The organism is Methylogaea oryzae, from assembly GCF_019669985.1.
In the GTDB taxonomy this organism is placed as follows: domain Bacteria; phylum Pseudomonadota; class Gammaproteobacteria; order Methylococcales; family Methylococcaceae; genus Methylogaea; species Methylogaea oryzae.
Window position 1 is genome coordinate 1560244 of the sequence record NZ_AP019782.1, and the last position, 15385, is coordinate 1575628.

The following is a 15385-nucleotide window of genomic DNA, read 5'->3' on the forward strand; positions in this document are numbered from 1 at the left end:
GAGTCCGTTCCGGGTTTTGTTATGCCGTATTGGAGAAGTCCGCATGTTTTTAACCGCATCAAACCTAGCCCATTACCTGGCGGCGCGCGGCACCTTGGCGGCTGGGGCGATCGTCGACGGCGATTTCATGGTGGTCGAAGCCGGCCGGCGCAACCGCAATTTCAAAGTCATCCGCAAAACCGGCGCCGGCCTGTTCGTTAAGCAAATCAAGCAATTCGACGCCATGGCGATTTCCACCCTGCAGCGCGAGGCGGCCTGCTACCGCCTGGCTCGGCAACACGGCGATTACGCCAATCTGGCGGCCATCATGCCGTCTTTCATCGATCACGACGCTAACCGGCACTGCCTGATCGTCGAGTTGCTGCCTTCCAGCGAAAATTTGTCCGAATACCACATGCGCCGCAAAACCTTTCCCGCGGAAATCGGCACGATGCTGGGGGAGGCGCTGGGCGGCTATCACAAAATCTTGCGCGGCAAGCCGTTGAGCCAGGAAGACTTGGCCAACTTTCCCCGCCAGCCGCCGTGGATATTGTCTTTCCATCAGCACAGCGGCAACGTCGCGCCCGGCAGCGTCAGCGGCGGGGCCATGCAAGTGGGCGAAATCGTGCGCCGCTATCCGGACTTGCAATACAACCTGGAACGTTTGCGCGGGCATTGGCAATACAACAGCATCATCCACGGCGACATGAAATGGGATAACTGCATCGTTTATCCCGGCGCCGACGATGCGCTGCGATTCAAGATCATCGACTGGGAACTGGTGGACTACGGCGATGCCTGCTGGGACATCGGCGGCATCCTGCAGTCCTGCTTGAGCCATTGGATACTTTCCATGCCGCTGGAGCGGGAAACCTCCCCCGACCGTTGGGTGGAGCAGGCCGCCTACCGGTTGGAAAGCTTGCATCCGGCCATTCGCGCCTTTTGGCAAAGCTACCGGGAAACCAGCGGCATCGACGCCCGCCACGCCTATCCCTATTTGCTGCGCAGCATCGAATACGGCGCGGCGCGCATGGTGCAAACGGCTTTCGAGAGCCTGTATTACGCGAAGGAGATGACCCGCCTGGGCGCCACCCTGCTGCAAGTCAGCCAGAATATTTTGCGCGACCCCAAGGAAGCCGCTTCGGCGCTGTATGGCTTCGGCCGGGAGGCCGCGTAATGGCCGCGCAAGACCTGCATCAAGAATTGGCGGAAATTTTCGCCGCCTTGCACGTGCATTCCCTGGAGGCTTTCGAGTTCCGCGGCAACGCCCACGTCGCCGCGATGCCGGCCACCCCGGCGCGGCCGAACGGCGACGCCTACGCGCCGTTGCGGGACACCCTGCGCAACGTGCTGTACGGCGGCTGTTACACCCGTAGCACGGCGCCGGATTTCCCTCCGGCGACGACTCCGCAGGCCTGGCTGGCGCAGTTGATGTCGGCCAACTCGACCCAGGATCGCTGGGATCCGGCTTGGTCCATTTACCAGCAGGGCGGCGACGGCCGGCTCCTGGTGCAAAAAGGCGAACGCAGCCGCGCCGCCGTGATCGGCGAATACGCCACCAACAAGCCGCCGGGGGTTCCGCCGCAAGTGGGCGACCAGGTCAGCCTGCGGGTATGCCCCGGATCCAGCGACATGCAGCAGGGATTTTATTTCGCGTTCGGCGCGACCTTGTCGGATCAGTTCGACGATTACTCCCTGCTGCGTTTTTATTTCAATCTCCAGGCGGAAGGGGCGGCGGAGTGGCTGCGCGCGGTGTCTTCCCGCTTCAACCACTATGCCGTCCCGTTCCGCTACAAAACCCTTGCCGACCCTTGCGCTTACACGCGGGCCGACGCCGCCGTGCTGTATGTGGCCAAGCGCTACTACGCCATCGCCGCGGCCCTGGTGGCGGCCATCGCCGAACCGTTGCAAGCCTGTTTAAGGCCGGAAACGCCGATGTTCTGCCATGCCTTGCGGCCCGGCATCGGCTTGGCGGAAGAGCCGGGTACCGGGGAAAGCTTCGGCATGCACCGGTGCCGTTTGGTGGCCGAAGGCGTCATAGACGCCTGGCTGGCCGGATCGCAAGCCGTCGACGCGCGCCTGGAAGCGGTGCGGCAACGCTTCGCCGCCAACGGCATCAGGCTGGATGCGCCTTATTTGAACGCCCAGTCCATGGATCTGTTTCGAAACGAGATTTTCGCCGGAGGCATTACCCTATGAGTCAACAAGCCACGCCGTTTCTGGAAACCGCCGACCGCATCGGCCGCGTCCTGTGCCGCGACGCTGTGTGGGATGGCCGGCGCTGCGCTTGGCTGGGATGGTCCATGGAGGCGGTCGGCCATGCTTGGGCGCCGGCCTACCGGTCTTTTGCCGGCGAGCTTTATAGCGGCGGCAGCGGCATCGCGCTTTTTTTGGCGGAGCTGTACCGCTTCACCGGCGATGCCCAGCAACGGCGCGCGCTGGAAGGCGGCGTCAACCAAGTCCTTTCCCTGATGGACGGCTTGCAGGGAGCGGCGCGCCTCGGGTTTTATTCGGGGGTGGCCGGCATGGCTTTCGCCCTCCATCGCATCGGCACGATCCTCGGCCACGAAGCGCTGGTCGCCAGAAGCCTGGAGGAAATGGCGGGCCTGTCCGCTATCGCGCCGGATGAACGGCTGATCGACATCATCAACGGCAGCGCCGGCCTCGTCCCGGCTTTGTTGGCGCTGGGGCAGGCCCATGGGCGCGGCGACTTTACCGAGATCGCGGCGCGGCACGGCGACCATCTGCTGGCCAACGCCATCAAAGGCGAGCAGGGCTGGTGCTGGGACACCATGCATATCCCCGGCCAAAAACCGCTCACCGGCCATTCCCATGGCGCGGCGGGCGTGGCGACGGCGTTGCTGGAACTGCACCGAGCCACCGGCGAAAAGCGTTTTCTCGACGGCGCGTTGCAAGGCCTGCGTTACGAGCGCGGCTTGTTTTGCCCGCAGCAGGGCAATTGGCCGGATTTGCGCATCATGAATCCCGGCGCCGCGGAGCAGCCGCCCGTCTACAACATGGCTTGGTGCCATGGCGCGCCGGGCATCGGCTTGTCGCGGCTGCGCAATTACGAGTTGTTGAACGGCGACAGCGAGGTGTTGCGCGAATTGGAAACGGCCATACAGACCACGGCGGCGGCGTTGTCGCCGCCGTGGATGCCGGGCATGGGCAATTATTCCCTTTGCCACGGCGCCGGCGGCAACGCCGAACTGCTCATCGTGGCGGCCCAAAAACTGGGTCGCCCGGACCTAATGCGCATCGCTGAAAAAGTCGGCTGGGAGGGCTGCCAATATTATTCCCAGCCGGAAATTCCCTGGCCCTGCGGCATCGCCGGCGGCGGGGAAACGCCCAATCTGATGCTGGGCACGGCCGGCATCGGCCATTTCTACTTGCGGTTGCACGACCCGGTCTCGGTTCCCTCCATCCTGCTGGTCGCGCCGGCGAACGACGCGGCATAGCTCCCGCGTTTCGCCCGGCGTATCGAAGGCGGCGGGAAACGCCGTCGACCCACGTTTCCCGCTCCCTCCGCTTGCTCCTTGCTCCCCGCGCGGCACGGACAGGGCCATTTGCGTGATATGCCATGAAACGCGCCCAAACTGCGGCATATGCCGCAGTGCCGAAGCCGCAAAATCGGTCCAGGCGCGCTGAATGGCGCGGAAATCAAGGCTTGGCACAGCCGCTGCATGACTGGCCGGGCCGCCCCTCGGCGGCGCCAACAAGAAGAATAAAGCTTACCTTTGAGTGCGCCCATGAACGCAATTCTCGATTGGAACCACGATTTCAGGCGTTCGCCGTTGTTCGCCGACGTTTCCGGCCTGCCCGAATGGCAGTCGGCCTTCGCCGGAGAAGCTCGGCGCATGTTGGGCGACTTTCAAGGCAAAGGCGAGGGGAGGCGGCGCTTCGGGCCGGTCGTCGCGGTGTCGGTGCTGCTGCATTGCACGGTGTGGCTGTTTTGGCAGTCGCCCCCCATTGCGCCGGTCACCGAGCCGCGCATCATGCACTCGGTAGAAGTGGCCTTGGTGGCGCCCGCGCCGGTGGTGCAGCCGGCGCCGTCTCCGCCGCCGCCCGAGGTGAAACCCAAGCCGAAACCGGTGGTCAAGCACAACACCGCGGTCAAGCGCCCGGTGCCGCGGATGGACCCCGCGCCGCAGGAAACCGCCAGCGCGCCAGAGCCGGTTTCGCAGCCGGCGCCGGTGGCGGCCGCCCCCGTCGCGCCATTCGTCGAGGCCAGCTACCGCGCTTCCTATTTGAACAATCCCGCGCCCAAATACCCCATGCTCGCCAAGGAGCGCCACTGGGAGGGGTTGGTCGTGTTGAAAGTGCAAGTTTTGGCCGACGGCAGCAGCGGCGGCGTCAGCGTGGAGCAGAGCAGCGGCCACGACGTGCTCGACGAAGCCGCCGCCGAGGCCGCCCGCCACTGGCGTTTCGTGCCGGCCAAGCGGGGCGAGGACAACGTTACCAGCGTCGTGCTGGTTCCCATCGAATTTAAACTAAGGAGCTGAAACCGCCGTGAATTGGCTATTGTCCTGCGATATCGTCCAAGCGACCTTGGGCTTGCTGATTACTTTTTCCGTGCTCACCTGGAGCGTGATTTTCCTCAAGGCTTGGGAGCAGTGGCGGCTTAACCGGGCCAACCGCCATTACCAGCAGTCCTTTTGGAGCTCTCCCGATTTCGACACGGCTTCCGGCGTGGATCGCGACGGCAGCGCCTTGGGCCGGGTGGCGGAGTCCGGTTTCAACCTGCTGCAGGACATGCGCCAGGCCACCCATCTGCGCCTCCATCTGAGCGGCAATATCCAGGAGGTGCTGGAGCGCTGCCTGCGCCAGCAGATCCAAAAAGAGCGCAAAGCCCTGGAGCAAGGGCTGTCCTTGCTGGCGAGCATCGGCAGCACCGCGCCCTTCGTCGGCCTGTTCGGCACGGTGTGGGGCATCATGCACGCCCTGCAGGATATCAGCCGCAGCGGTTCCGCCAGCCTGGACGTGGTGGCCGGTCCCATCGGCGAGGCGTTGATCGCCACCGCTATCGGTATCGCGGCCGCCATACCCGCCGTTCTGGCTTACAACTTCTTTTTGCGCCAGGTGAAGCTGAAGGAAGCTGAGCTGGAGTATTTCGCCACCGACTTCCTGCATTTGGCCATCAAGACCGGTCTCGGCGGCGAGACCGCCTAAGACGGCCGGGTGCGGCATATCACGCAGGCAGTGCGGCATATGCCGCAGTTTTACCCTTGGGCTGAACGTTTCCAGCCGGCGCGGGCCGGCTGGGCAGGGTATGGCACGCATCGTGCCTGGTGGTGCGGTTACTTGGCGTCGCCGGCTTGCCGCGCGACCGGCCAAATCGATTGATAAAACAAAAAAGAGACGGGAGTGACGAGTTTGACTAACAACACGCTGAAGCGCGCCGTATGCCATTGCCTGCTGGCCATGGGCGGCAGCACCCTGGCGGCTGGTACGGCCCTGGCCGAGCACACGCCGGAACATCTGGAAAAAATCCAGGTGACCGATTCCCTGCAGGACTTTTCCTTCACCAATCCCAGCGCGGAGCAGGCCAAGGAAAAACTGAGCAAGGTTCCCGGTGCGACGACCTTGATCAAGGCGGAAGATTTCAACAACCGCGCCAATACCGGCGGCATGGCCGACATCCTGGCCCGCACGCCCGGCGTATTCTCCGAAAGCCGCTACGGCAACCAGGAATCGCGCATTTCCATCCGCGGTTCGGGCGTCACCATGACGTTCGGCAGCGCCGGCATTCGTTACCTGCGCGACGGCCTGCCACTGATCAACGCCGACGGCTACGGCAGCCCGGAATTGATCGAGCCCATGACCGCCCAGTATATGGAAGTCTACCGCGGCGCCAACGCCCTGCAGTACGGCTCCGCCACCTTGGGCGGCGCGGTCAACTTCGTGTCCAAGACCGGCCGCAATTACAACGGCTACGGCGTGAACATGGTGTTCGGCTCCCACGATTACTACCGTCCGCAAGTGCAGGCGGGTGGCCTGATCAACGAGAACCTGGACTACTACGCCACCTACACCGGTTCTTTCACCGACGGATTCCGCGAGCACAGCCAGGAAGACATCCATCGCTTCTTCGGCAACATGGGGTATCGCTGGGACGACCGCAACGAAACCCGCGTGTACTTCACCGCCGCGCAAAACCGCATGCAGTTGCCCGGCACGATGCGCATGACGGACCAATTCGATACGTACAACGTCAACGGCGTCAACCGGCGGGTGTTCCAGCACGGCTGGCAAACCAAACCGTCCCAGGCGTTCGATTCCTATAAGGCCTACGGCGACGACCGCAACCGCAACTTCGACCTGCTGCGCACGGACGTCAAGCACACCATGCTGTTGGGCGACGACGACCGTTTGGACTTCGGCGCTTGGTACGAAAACAAGCGGTTCGACCACCACACGCCGCAGAACATCAACTCGCAGTACAACAACAGCGGCGCCACTTTCCGCTATTTGCAGAACGACGTGGTGTTCGGCCACGCCAACCACCTGACTATCGGCGGTTACTTCGCCTGGGGCGACAACGACGGCGAAGTGCATTGCCCCAACACCAACTACAACTGCAACACGGTGGCGGCGGCCCGGGCGGCCGGCGTGTCCCGCCACATTATGCAGGACCGCACCTTCGCCGAGTCCATGACCGTCGAAGGTTACATGGAAGACCGCTTCGAGCTGAACGACATGTTCGACGTGGTGGCCGGCGCCCAGGGCGTGTTCGCCAAGCGCAGAAGGTACGACGACTATCTCACCGCGCCGGCGCACGACGAGAGCGCGCAGAAGGACTACGGCGGCTGGAGCCCCAAAGTGGGGTTGATCTGGAAAGCCGTGGAAAAGGTCGAAGTGTACGGCAACGCCAGCCGCAGCTACGAGCCGCCCAATTCCAGCCAGTTCTCGCCGCGTACCGCCAATCCGGTGGGCGGCAAGTACTACACCACGGTGGACGGCCAGGAAGCCACTACGGTGGAACTGGGTGTCCGCGGCGAGAAGGGCATCTTCAGCTGGGACGTGGCGGCCTATCATTCCTGGCTGCGCGACGAGCTGCTGACTGCGCCGGACTTCACCGACAGCACCAAGAACCTCACCATCAACGCCAAGGACACCACCCACAGCGGTATCGAGGCGGGCGCCCAGGCGTTGATTCCCTTGGGGGTTTTGGCCAGCGACGACAAGCTGCGGGCCAGCGTGACGTATAACTACACGCGTTTCCTGTTCAAGAACGACAAAACCTACGGCGACAACTACATTCCGAGTATTCCCAACCACTTCGGTATGGGCGAGTTGTTGTACGAACACCCCACGGGTTTCTACGTCGGTCCCAACGTGAAAATGGCCAACAGCTATTACGCCGACTATTCCAATACCAAGCAGTGGAAGGCGCCGGCGTTCTCCCTCATCGGCGCCCGCGCCGGCTACAAGGACAAAGCCGGTTGGTCGGTATTCATCGAAGGCAAGAACCTGACCAACGAGAACTGGGTGTCCAACGTGGCTCCCACCGCGCTGGCTTCCAGCAGCAACCAGCAGTTGTACAATCCGGGGTATGATCGTCAGATCTTCGGTGGCTTCTCCATCGATTTCCACTAAGGGTGCAACATGCTGAAGCGTAAACTCCAGCTGGGCCTGCTGGCGGCGACTTTCGCCGCCGCCGGTTCGGCGGTCCAGGCCGGTCCCTCCGAGGGGGCCGGCAAACCCGGCGGGTCTTCGCACCCGCCCGTGTCGGAGCGGTGCAAGGAGGCGAAAACGCCGCTGATCGAGTGTTCTCACACGGTGAGCGCGGTCTTCGACGGCAAAGGCGTCGCTTGGGCGGCTTGGGCCGACCAAGCCCACGTCTACGTGCAGCAATCCGCCGACAAGGGCCGGTCCTGGTTCGCGCCGGTGGCGGTGAACAAAGAGGACGAAACGGTGCTGGCCCACGGCGAAAGCCGCCCCAAGGTGGCGGTGGGGCCGGAAGGGAACGTTTATGTCACCTGGGCGCGGGGCTTGGGCCAGCGCTTCACCAGCCACATCCTGTTCAGCCGTTCCATCGACGGCGGCAAGACGTACTCCAAGCCGCGCATCGTCAACGACGATAAGCAGGTGATCGGCCATTCCTTCGACAGCCTCATGGTGGGCGAGGGCGGCAAGCTGCTCATCGCTTGGCTGGACGGCCGCGACGCGGCCAAGGCCAAGCAGGAGGGCAAGACCTTCAACGGTTCCACCCTCTATTACACCTGGTCGGATAACGGCGGGCGCAGTTTCCGCAAGGACCGGCCTATCGCCGCCGGCACCTGCCAGTGCTGCCGTTTGCAGACGGTGGCGGACAAGGACGGCCTGCCCGTCGTCATGTGGCGCCACATCCTGGAAGGCGGTATCCGCGACCACGTGCTGGTGAAGTTCCAGGACTGGGACAAGCCGGGCGATTGGGTGCGCACCAGCTTCGAGGATTGGAAAATCGACGCTTGCCCGCACCACGGACCGGGCCTGGCGGTGGATTCCTGGGGCCGCTACCACGCGGTGTGGTTCAGCGGCGAACCCCAGCGGGGCGGCCTGTTCTACGCTTATTCCGAAGACCACGGCCGGACTTTCTCCCCGCCGCAGCGCTTCGGCGGCCAGGGCGCCAGCCATCCCCACGTGGCCGTCTCGGGCGACAAGGTGGTGGTGGCTTGGCAGGAGTTCGACGGGCAGCGCAATGTCGTGAAAACCCAAACTTCCACCAACCGGGGCGCCTATTTCGGCGAACCGGAAGTGGCGGCACAAACGGAAGGCGCGGCCGACGCGCCCTTCGTTCTCAACGACGGCCAGGCGTTTTATTTGTCCTGGCAAACCCAGAAAGACGGCTATCGCTTGCTTCCCTTGCCTTAGCCGGCTTTCATCTAGGCATCTCTCCTTCATGTTTGACGGGCGGTTTTCACCGCCCGTTTTTTTGCCGGTTGCGTGGGGACATCGGCGGTTATCGCCGCTCGGCCGCTGATCCGGCCGGGGGCGATCTGGTAATATGAAGCACCCGCGTCCATCCCTAAATCCTTCATGCGAAAAATCCTTTGGCTGGCCGCCGCGGCGGCATTGAGCATCGGCGGTTATGCCTATTGGCGCGTGGGCCAGAGTGTTGCGATGCCGGCCGGCATCGCCGCCGTCAACGGCAGGTTGGAGGCGATCGAAATCGATTTGGCGGCCAAGTATGGCGGCAGAGTGGTGGAGGTGGCGGTGCGCGAGGGCGAGACGGTGAAAGCCGGCCAAGTGTTGGTGCGCCTGGACGCCGCCGAGCTGGAGGCGGAATTGCGTGCCGCCGAGGCGGATTTGCGCCGTGCCGAACAGGGGCGGCGCTATGCGGAGGAGCAGGTGGCGGTGGCGTTGAGCGAGCTGGGGTACTCCCAGCGCGCGGCGGCGCGCTCCCAGGGATTGGCGGAGCAGAATCACGCTTCCCGGGAGAAGCTGGACGCCGACGTGACCCGCCGGCAAAAAGCCCAGGCCAGCCTCCAGGCGCTCCAGGCCAGCGTTGGCGAAAGCGCGGCGGAGGTGGCGGCGGGCCAGGCGCGTATCGAGCAGCTGCGCGCGCGCATCGCCGAGTGCACCCTGGCGGCGCCGAAAGACGGCCGGGTGTTGTACCGGCTGGTGGAGCCGGGCGAGGTGTTGGCGGCGGGCGGCAAGGCGCTGACCTTGCTGGACATGGGCGACGTCTACATGACCCTGTTCCTGCCGGAAGCCGAGGCGGGCAAAATCGCCATGAACGCCGAGGCGCACATCGTGCTGGACGCCATGCCCGACCGGCCGGTGCCGGCGCGGGTGACCTTCGTTTCGCCCCAGGCGCAATTCACCCCCAAACAGGTGGAAACGTTCCGCGAGCGGCAGAAATTGGTGTTTCGCGTCAAAGCCCAGGTGGACGCCGCGTTCCTCGCCGCCCACGCCGATTTGGCCAAGCCGGGCCTGCCCGGCATGGGGTACGTCCGCCTGGAGCCGTCCGCTCCCTGGCCCGCGCCGGCCCGTTGATATTCAACCCGAGTTAATCCGCCATGACCGAATCCCGCTTAGTGGACATCGAAACCAAACTCGCCTACCAGGAGGACTCCGTCTACGAGCTGACCCTCGCCTTGCGCAGCCAGGAAAAGCGCATCGAACAGCTGGAGGCCACCTGCAAGCTGCTCATCGAACGCATCAGCGACATGGCCTCCGGCGCGGAGGCCGGCGCGCCGGCCGACGAAAGGCCGCCCCATTACTGAGGTGTGGCTACCATGACGACCGAATCCGCCCCAGCGCCGTTCTGGCGGACAAAATCCCTGGCCGAAATGACCGAGACGGAGTGGGAGTCCCTCTGCGACGGCTGCGGCAAATGCTGTTTGCACAAGATCGAGGACGAGGACACCGAGGAAATCCTCTTCACCGACGTGGCGTGCCGGCTGCTGGACATCGGCCGCTGCCGCTGCAGCCGTTATGCGGAGCGCGCCGTGCTGATCCCCGAGTGCCTGGACTTGCGCCACGGCTTCGACCAGTGGCAGTGGCTGCCGGTTACCTGCGCCTATCGGCTGCTGGCGCAAGGCGGCGAACTGCCCAGTTGGCATCCGTTGGTGTGCGGCAACGCCGAGCTGGTGCACGTGGTCGGCGCCTCGGTGCGGGATTTCGCCGTGCCCGAGTCGGAGGCCGTGCTGTTGGAAGACCATGTGATCGAGTGGCTGGAGTAGGGGGCGGGCCGCCGCTTCGATTTTGAACACGACGAGGGTATCGCAATGCAAATGCACGCAGCCGTGGAGGAATACCGGCGCAAGCTGGAAGCCCTGCTGGCCGAGGATTTTTACGCGGAAGGCGGCGACTTGGCGGCCAAATGCGCCAGCGTCGCGCCGATGTTGCCGGAGGAACTGGCGGCGTTCCTAGGCGCTTTGGTGGCGCAGGGACAATCGCTGGAGGGGGATGCGCCCGATAGCGCCGCGCTGGAATTCGTTTTCCGCTGCGGCCAAGCGGTGGAGCGGCTGGCGGCCTTCAAGCATCGGCGGGTGGACGAATCCCTGGTCGAGATGGGGGCCGACGGGCTGCCGCTGGAGCCGCTCGCCGAAGCGGAGCTGGATACCATGGCCCGGCTGTTGGCAGCGCGCGATCGGGCGGTGAAAGCGGTGGCTGACTTTACCCTCAAAGCCCTGTTGTTCTGCCTGGGGCTGCTGGTGTTGTGGGTGTTGGTTAACCTGCTTTAGGCCGGGTTCGCCCCATCCGCGCTAGGCGATCCGATGCCGTTGCCCGCTCATTTCGATTCGACCGCGGCCGTGGTGCGGGTCGAGGGTTGCAGCCATTCCTATGGCGCGGTCGCGGCGTTATCGGGCATCGACCTGACCTTGCCGGCGGGCGGAATGATCGGCTTGGTGGGGCCGGACGGGGTGGGCAAGAGCACCCTGCTGGCGTTGATCGCCGGCGTGCGGCGGCTGCAGCGGGGCAGGGTGGAGGTGTTCGGCGGCAGCATGGCGGATGCGGGCCACCGTCGCCTCATGTATTGCCGGGTGGCCTATATGCCGCAGGGTCTGGGGCAAAACCTGTACCCGTCCCTCAGCGTTTACGAGAACGTCGATTTCTTCGCGCGCTTGTTCGGCTTGCCGCCCGCCCAGCGCCGCGACCGCATCCAAGAGCTGCTGGCCGCCACCGGCTTGTCGGCTTTCGCCGAGCGACAGGCGGGCAAGCTGTCCGGCGGCATGAAGCAAAAACTGGCCCTGTGCTGCGCCCTGGTCCACGACCCCGATTTGCTGATTCTGGACGAGCCCACCACCGGCGTGGATCCTTTGTCGCGCCGCCAGTTCTGGGAGCTGATCGAGCGGATTCGCCGGCGCCGCGCCGGCATGACGGTGCTGGCGGCCACCGCCTACATGGAGGAAGCGGAGCGTTTCGACTGGCTGGTGGCGATGGACGCCGGCCGGCTGCTGGCCTGCGAGCCCAGCGCCGATCTCAAGGCCCGCACCGGCGCGGCCAGCATGGAGGAGGCGTTCGTCGCCCTGTTGCCGGAGGAGAAACGCGCCGGCCACAGCCGTTTGTCGATTCCGCCGCTGCCGGCGGAAATCCGCGATACGGCCATCGAGGCGCGGGGGCTGACCAAGCGTTTCGGCCGGTTCGTGGCGGTGGACAACGTGGATTTCGCCATCCGCCGCGGCGAGATTTTCGGCTTCCTCGGCTCCAACGGCTGCGGCAAGACCACCACCATGAAAATGCTGACCGGCCTGCTGCCCATCACCTCCGGCGAGGCGCGGCTGTTCGGCAAGCCGGTGAACGCCAAGGACATCGCCAGCCGCAAGCGGGTGGGCTTCATGTCGCAGAGCTTTTCCCTTTATGCCGAGCTGACGGTGCGGCAGAACCTGGAGCTGCACGCCCACCTCTATCATTTGCCGGAGGAACGCCGCCAGCCGCGCATCGCCGAACTGGTGGCGCGCATGGGCTTGGAAGAGGCGATGGATCAGCGGGCCGAAGGATTGCCGCTGGGATTGCGCCAGCGATTGTCCCTGGCGGTGGCGGTGATTCACGAGCCGGAACTGCTGATCCTGGACGAGCCCACGTCCGGCGTGGACCCGGTGGCGCGCGACCGTTTCTGGGAGTTGCTGCTGGGCTTGTCGCGCCGGCAAGGCGTGACGATTTTCTTGTCCACCCATTTCATGAACGAAGCCGCCCGCTGCGACCGGGTGTCGCTGATGGAGGCGGGCAAGGTGCTGGCCGAGGGCGCTCCGGCGGACTTGGTGCGGCGTTATGGCCTGAACGGCCTGGAGGACGTGTTCGTGCGCTGCTTGGAGGATGCGCGGGGCGCCGCTCTCCCGGCTCAGGCGCCCGGCGCGCCGCCGCCGGCCGCCGCCGAGATGGAACCGTCGCGCCAAGCTAGGGCCGCCTCGGCCCCGTTCAGCCTGGGGCGGTTAATCGCCTATTTGCGGCGCGAGACCCTGGAGCTGTGGTTCGATCCCATCCGTTTGGCGTTCGCCCTGTTCGGGCCGCTGTTGCTGATGGGCGTGCTGGGTTACGGCTTTACCCTGGACGTGGAAAACGTCGCCTTCGCCGTGTTGGACGGCGACCGCTCGCCGGAGAGCCGCGCCTACATCGACCAGTTCGCCAACTCCCGTTATTTCAAGCAGCGCGGCGTCGCCGCGTCCCAGGCGGAATTGGAGCAATGGCTGCGCGGCGGTTTTGTGCGCCTGGGCTTGGAGATCCCTCCCGAATTCGGCAAGGACCTCAAGCGGGGCCGGCCGCCGGAGGTGGGGGCTTGGGTGGACGGCAGCCTGCCGTTCCGCGCGGAGAACATCCGCGCTTACGTGCAGCGCTTGCATCGTGCTTATTTGGACCAGTCGGCCCGTGCCGGCGAAGTGCCGCCTCTCCCGGCGGACCCGATCACGGTCGAAGCCCGCTACCGCTACAACCAGGATTTCAAGAGCGTATACGCCCTGGTGCCGGGCGTGGTGGCGATGATGATGATGGTGATCCCCGCCATACTCACCGCCGTGGGCGTGGTGCGGGAGAAGGAACTGGGCTCCATCGTCAATCTCTACGCCACGCCGGTGTCCCGCCTGGAATTCCTGTTGGGCAAGCAGGCGCCTTACCTGCTGGTGGGCATCGCCAGCGCTTTCTCCCTGATGGCCATGGCGATTTTCCTGTTCGGCGTGCCGCTTAAAGGCAGCCTCGCCGCCTTCGTGATCGGCGCGGTATTGGACGTGGCGGCCGCCACCGGTTTCGGTCTGCTGATTTCCAGCTTCACCCGGACGCAGATCGCCGCCCTGTTCGGCGCCTTTCTGCTGACCGTCATGCCGGCCATCGACTTCTCCGGCCTGCTGGCGCCGGTCGCTTCCCTGAGCGGCGGGGCGGCCGTCATGGCGCGCACTTTGCCGGGCGCCTATTTCAACAATGTCTGCGTGGGCGTTTTCACCAAAGCGCTGGATATCGGCGACCTGTGGCCGAATTACGCCGCGCTCGCCGGTTTCGTGCTGGGGTTTCTCGGCCTCAGCCTGTGGCGGCTGAAGACCCAGGGGGAATAATGCGCCGCTTGAAAAACATCTACCACCTGGGCATCAAGGAGCTGATTTCGGCGCGCTACGACAAGGCGCTGATGTTGCTGGTGGTCTACGGCTTGACGGTGCTGGTGTACGTGCCCGCGGCCAATGGCTTGATGGAGCTGCGCAACGCTTCGGTGGCCATCGTCGACGAAGACCGCTCGCCGTTGTCCCGCCGCATCGCCGATGCCTTGCGGCCGCCGCTGTTCCTGCCGCCGCGTTTCATCGCACCGGCGGCCATGGACCAAGGCTTGGACAGCGCGTCGTATACCTTCGTCATCGACATCCCGCCCAATTTCGAGCGCGACGCCCAGCGTGGGCGGGCCCCGGCCTTGCAGCTGACCATCGACGCCACCGCCATGAGCCACGCCGGTATCGGCGCCGGTTTCATCGAACGCATCGTGCAGGACGAGGTGGCCGTCTTCCTTTACGGCCATCGGGTGGAACCGCCGGAAGCGGCCAAGCTGGTGGTGCGGGCCAAGTTCAATCCGAACTTGCACGACAGCTGGTATTTGGGCGTGATGATGGTGCTCAACGTCATCAATATGCTGTCAGTGGTCACCACCGGCGCGGCGCTGATCCGCGAGCGGGAGCGGGGCACCTTGGACCATTTGCTGGTGATGCCCTTGTCGGCCTTCGAGATCATGGTGGCCAAACTGTGGGCCAATGCCGCCGTGGTGGCGACGGCGGTGTTTTTTTCCTTGTTGCTGGTGGTGCACGGCGTGTTGGGCGTGCCGCTGCAAGGTTCCATGGCCTTGTTCATGGCCGCCACGGTGCTGTATTTGTTCTCCGCCAATTCCATCGGCATTTTCCTCGCCACCGTGGCGCGCTCCATGCCGCAGATGGGTTTGCTGACCATATTGGTGATATTTCCCATGAGCACGCTGTCGGGCAATACCACGCCCTTCGAAAGCATGCCCGAGACGGTGCAGCAAATTATGCGTTTTTCCCCGTCCACCCATTATGTCGGCATCGCCCAGGCGGTGCTGTATCGGGGCGCCGGCCTGGAATTCGTCTGGCGCGACCTGGCGGCGGTGGCCGGTATCGGCCTGGTGTTCTTCCTGGGGGCGCTGATGCGCTTCCGCCGCGCGGTGGCGTTGGCGCAGGGGTGAAAGACGGAGGCCGGGGGCGTTGTGCGGAGATATTTGGGCGCTGTACATGGAAGCGCGGTGTGATAAAACAGCAGGAAAGCCGTTTTACTCGTCCCATCCCTGGGACTCGCCCTGACGGGCCGTGCTGCGCACGTTCAAATTCGTTCCCGACGAATTTGTGCGCGGCTTTAGCCGCCCGCAGGGCGCCATACAGGGATGTATGGCGCGACAATTTGCCACATTCCCACACAATTCATATCCCGTTAATCTATTTCCCAGCTGAACAGGATTTAGTCCTTTTGGCGACCAGATGCACGACAGTCGTGCTCT

General features: G+C 64.5%; 13 protein-coding genes. All 13 read left to right on the forward strand.

Going from position 1 to position 15385, the window contains the following annotated elements:
* The first annotated feature begins 43 nt into the window (after positions 1-43).
* The 13 genes from K5607_RS07260 (at position 44) to K5607_RS07320 (ending at position 15076) form a co-directional block, all read left to right on the forward strand.
* Positions 44-1156, forward strand: coding sequence for a phosphotransferase (locus K5607_RS07260; protein WP_054774898.1), 1113 nt, complete (start codon positions 44-46; stop codon positions 1154-1156).
* On the forward strand, positions 1156-2178 hold the full coding sequence (locus K5607_RS07265) for a T3SS effector HopA1 family protein (RefSeq protein WP_221048658.1): 1023 nt from the start codon (positions 1156-1158) through the stop codon (positions 2176-2178). The genes K5607_RS07260 and K5607_RS07265 overlap by 1 nt, the downstream gene beginning before the upstream one ends.
* Entirely contained in the window at positions 2175-3437 is a 1263-nt protein-coding gene (locus tag K5607_RS07270) for a lanthionine synthetase LanC family protein (RefSeq protein ID WP_054774644.1), read from the forward strand. Before K5607_RS07265 ends, K5607_RS07270 begins: the two co-directional genes overlap by 4 nt.
* A gap of 291 nt (positions 3438-3728) precedes the next feature.
* Positions 3729-4481, forward strand: coding sequence for an energy transducer TonB (locus tag K5607_RS07275; RefSeq protein WP_221048659.1), 753 nt, complete (start codon positions 3729-3731; stop codon positions 4479-4481).
* Between the two features lie 7 nt (positions 4482-4488).
* Complete coding sequence (locus tag K5607_RS07280; protein ID WP_054774048.1) at positions 4489-5148, forward strand: MotA/TolQ/ExbB proton channel family protein; 660 nt, start codon at positions 4489-4491, stop codon at positions 5146-5148.
* 195 nt (positions 5149-5343) lie between these two features.
* Positions 5344-7575, forward strand: a complete 2232-nt coding sequence (locus K5607_RS07285; protein WP_221048660.1) for a TonB-dependent receptor family protein — start codon at positions 5344-5346, stop codon at positions 7573-7575.
* A 9-nt stretch (positions 7576-7584) separates the two neighbouring features.
* A complete protein-coding gene (locus tag K5607_RS07290; RefSeq protein ID WP_221048661.1) occupies positions 7585-8832 on the forward strand; it encodes a sialidase family protein in 1248 nt (415 codons plus the stop codon).
* Positions 8833-8997: 165 nt separating this feature from the next.
* Positions 8998-9957: an HlyD family secretion protein gene (locus tag K5607_RS07295; RefSeq protein WP_221048662.1), complete on the forward strand. Its 960-nt coding sequence runs from the start codon at positions 8998-9000 to the stop codon at positions 9955-9957.
* 23 nt (positions 9958-9980) lie between these two features.
* Positions 9981-10187, forward strand: coding sequence for a SlyX family protein (locus tag K5607_RS07300; RefSeq protein ID WP_054774521.1), 207 nt, complete (start codon positions 9981-9983; stop codon positions 10185-10187).
* Positions 10188-10199: 12 nt separating this feature from the next.
* Positions 10200-10646: a YcgN family cysteine cluster protein gene (locus K5607_RS07305; RefSeq protein WP_054774522.1), complete on the forward strand. Its 447-nt coding sequence runs from the start codon at positions 10200-10202 to the stop codon at positions 10644-10646.
* A 45-nt stretch (positions 10647-10691) separates the two neighbouring features.
* The gene (locus K5607_RS07310; RefSeq protein WP_054774523.1) at positions 10692-11150 is read left to right on the forward strand and encodes a hypothetical protein; all 459 of its coding nucleotides are present in this window, start codon (positions 10692-10694) and stop codon (positions 11148-11150) included.
* A gap of 33 nt (positions 11151-11183) precedes the next feature.
* Positions 11184-13949 (forward strand): ribosome-associated ATPase/putative transporter RbbA, encoded by a 2766-nt coding sequence (gene rbbA, locus K5607_RS07315; protein WP_221048663.1) that lies wholly within the window; start codon positions 11184-11186, stop codon positions 13947-13949.
* Entirely contained in the window at positions 13949-15076 is a 1128-nt protein-coding gene (locus K5607_RS07320) for an ABC transporter permease (protein WP_054774078.1), read from the forward strand. The genes rbbA and K5607_RS07320 overlap by 1 nt, the downstream gene beginning before the upstream one ends.
* Positions 15077-15385 lie beyond the last annotated feature (309 nt).

Excerpts from the sequence above, each read along its gene's own strand:
- K5607_RS07295 (WP_221048662.1), top strand. The coding sequence starts at position 8,998 with ATGCGAAAAATCCTTTGGCTGGCCGCCGCGGCGGCATTGAGCATCGGC.
- K5607_RS07270 (WP_054774644.1), top strand. The coding sequence starts at position 2,175 with ATGAGTCAACAAGCCACGCCGTTTCTGGAAACCGCCGACCGCATCGGC.
- K5607_RS07265 (WP_221048658.1), top strand. The coding sequence starts at position 1,156 with ATGGCCGCGCAAGACCTGCATCAAGAATTGGCGGAAATTTTCGCCGCC.
- K5607_RS07310 (WP_054774523.1), top strand. The coding sequence starts at position 10,692 with ATGCAAATGCACGCAGCCGTGGAGGAATACCGGCGCAAGCTGGAAGCC.
- K5607_RS07320 (WP_054774078.1), top strand. The coding sequence starts at position 13,949 with ATGCGCCGCTTGAAAAACATCTACCACCTGGGCATCAAGGAGCTGATT.
- K5607_RS07300 (WP_054774521.1), top strand. The coding sequence starts at position 9,981 with ATGACCGAATCCCGCTTAGTGGACATCGAAACCAAACTCGCCTACCAG.
- K5607_RS07275 (WP_221048659.1), top strand. The coding sequence starts at position 3,729 with ATGAACGCAATTCTCGATTGGAACCACGATTTCAGGCGTTCGCCGTTG.
- K5607_RS07290 (WP_221048661.1), top strand. The coding sequence starts at position 7,585 with ATGCTGAAGCGTAAACTCCAGCTGGGCCTGCTGGCGGCGACTTTCGCC.
- K5607_RS07305 (WP_054774522.1), top strand. The coding sequence starts at position 10,200 with ATGACGACCGAATCCGCCCCAGCGCCGTTCTGGCGGACAAAATCCCTG.
- K5607_RS07260 (WP_054774898.1), top strand. The coding sequence starts at position 44 with ATGTTTTTAACCGCATCAAACCTAGCCCATTACCTGGCGGCGCGCGGC.
- rbbA (WP_221048663.1), top strand. The coding sequence starts at position 11,184 with ATGCCGTTGCCCGCTCATTTCGATTCGACCGCGGCCGTGGTGCGGGTC.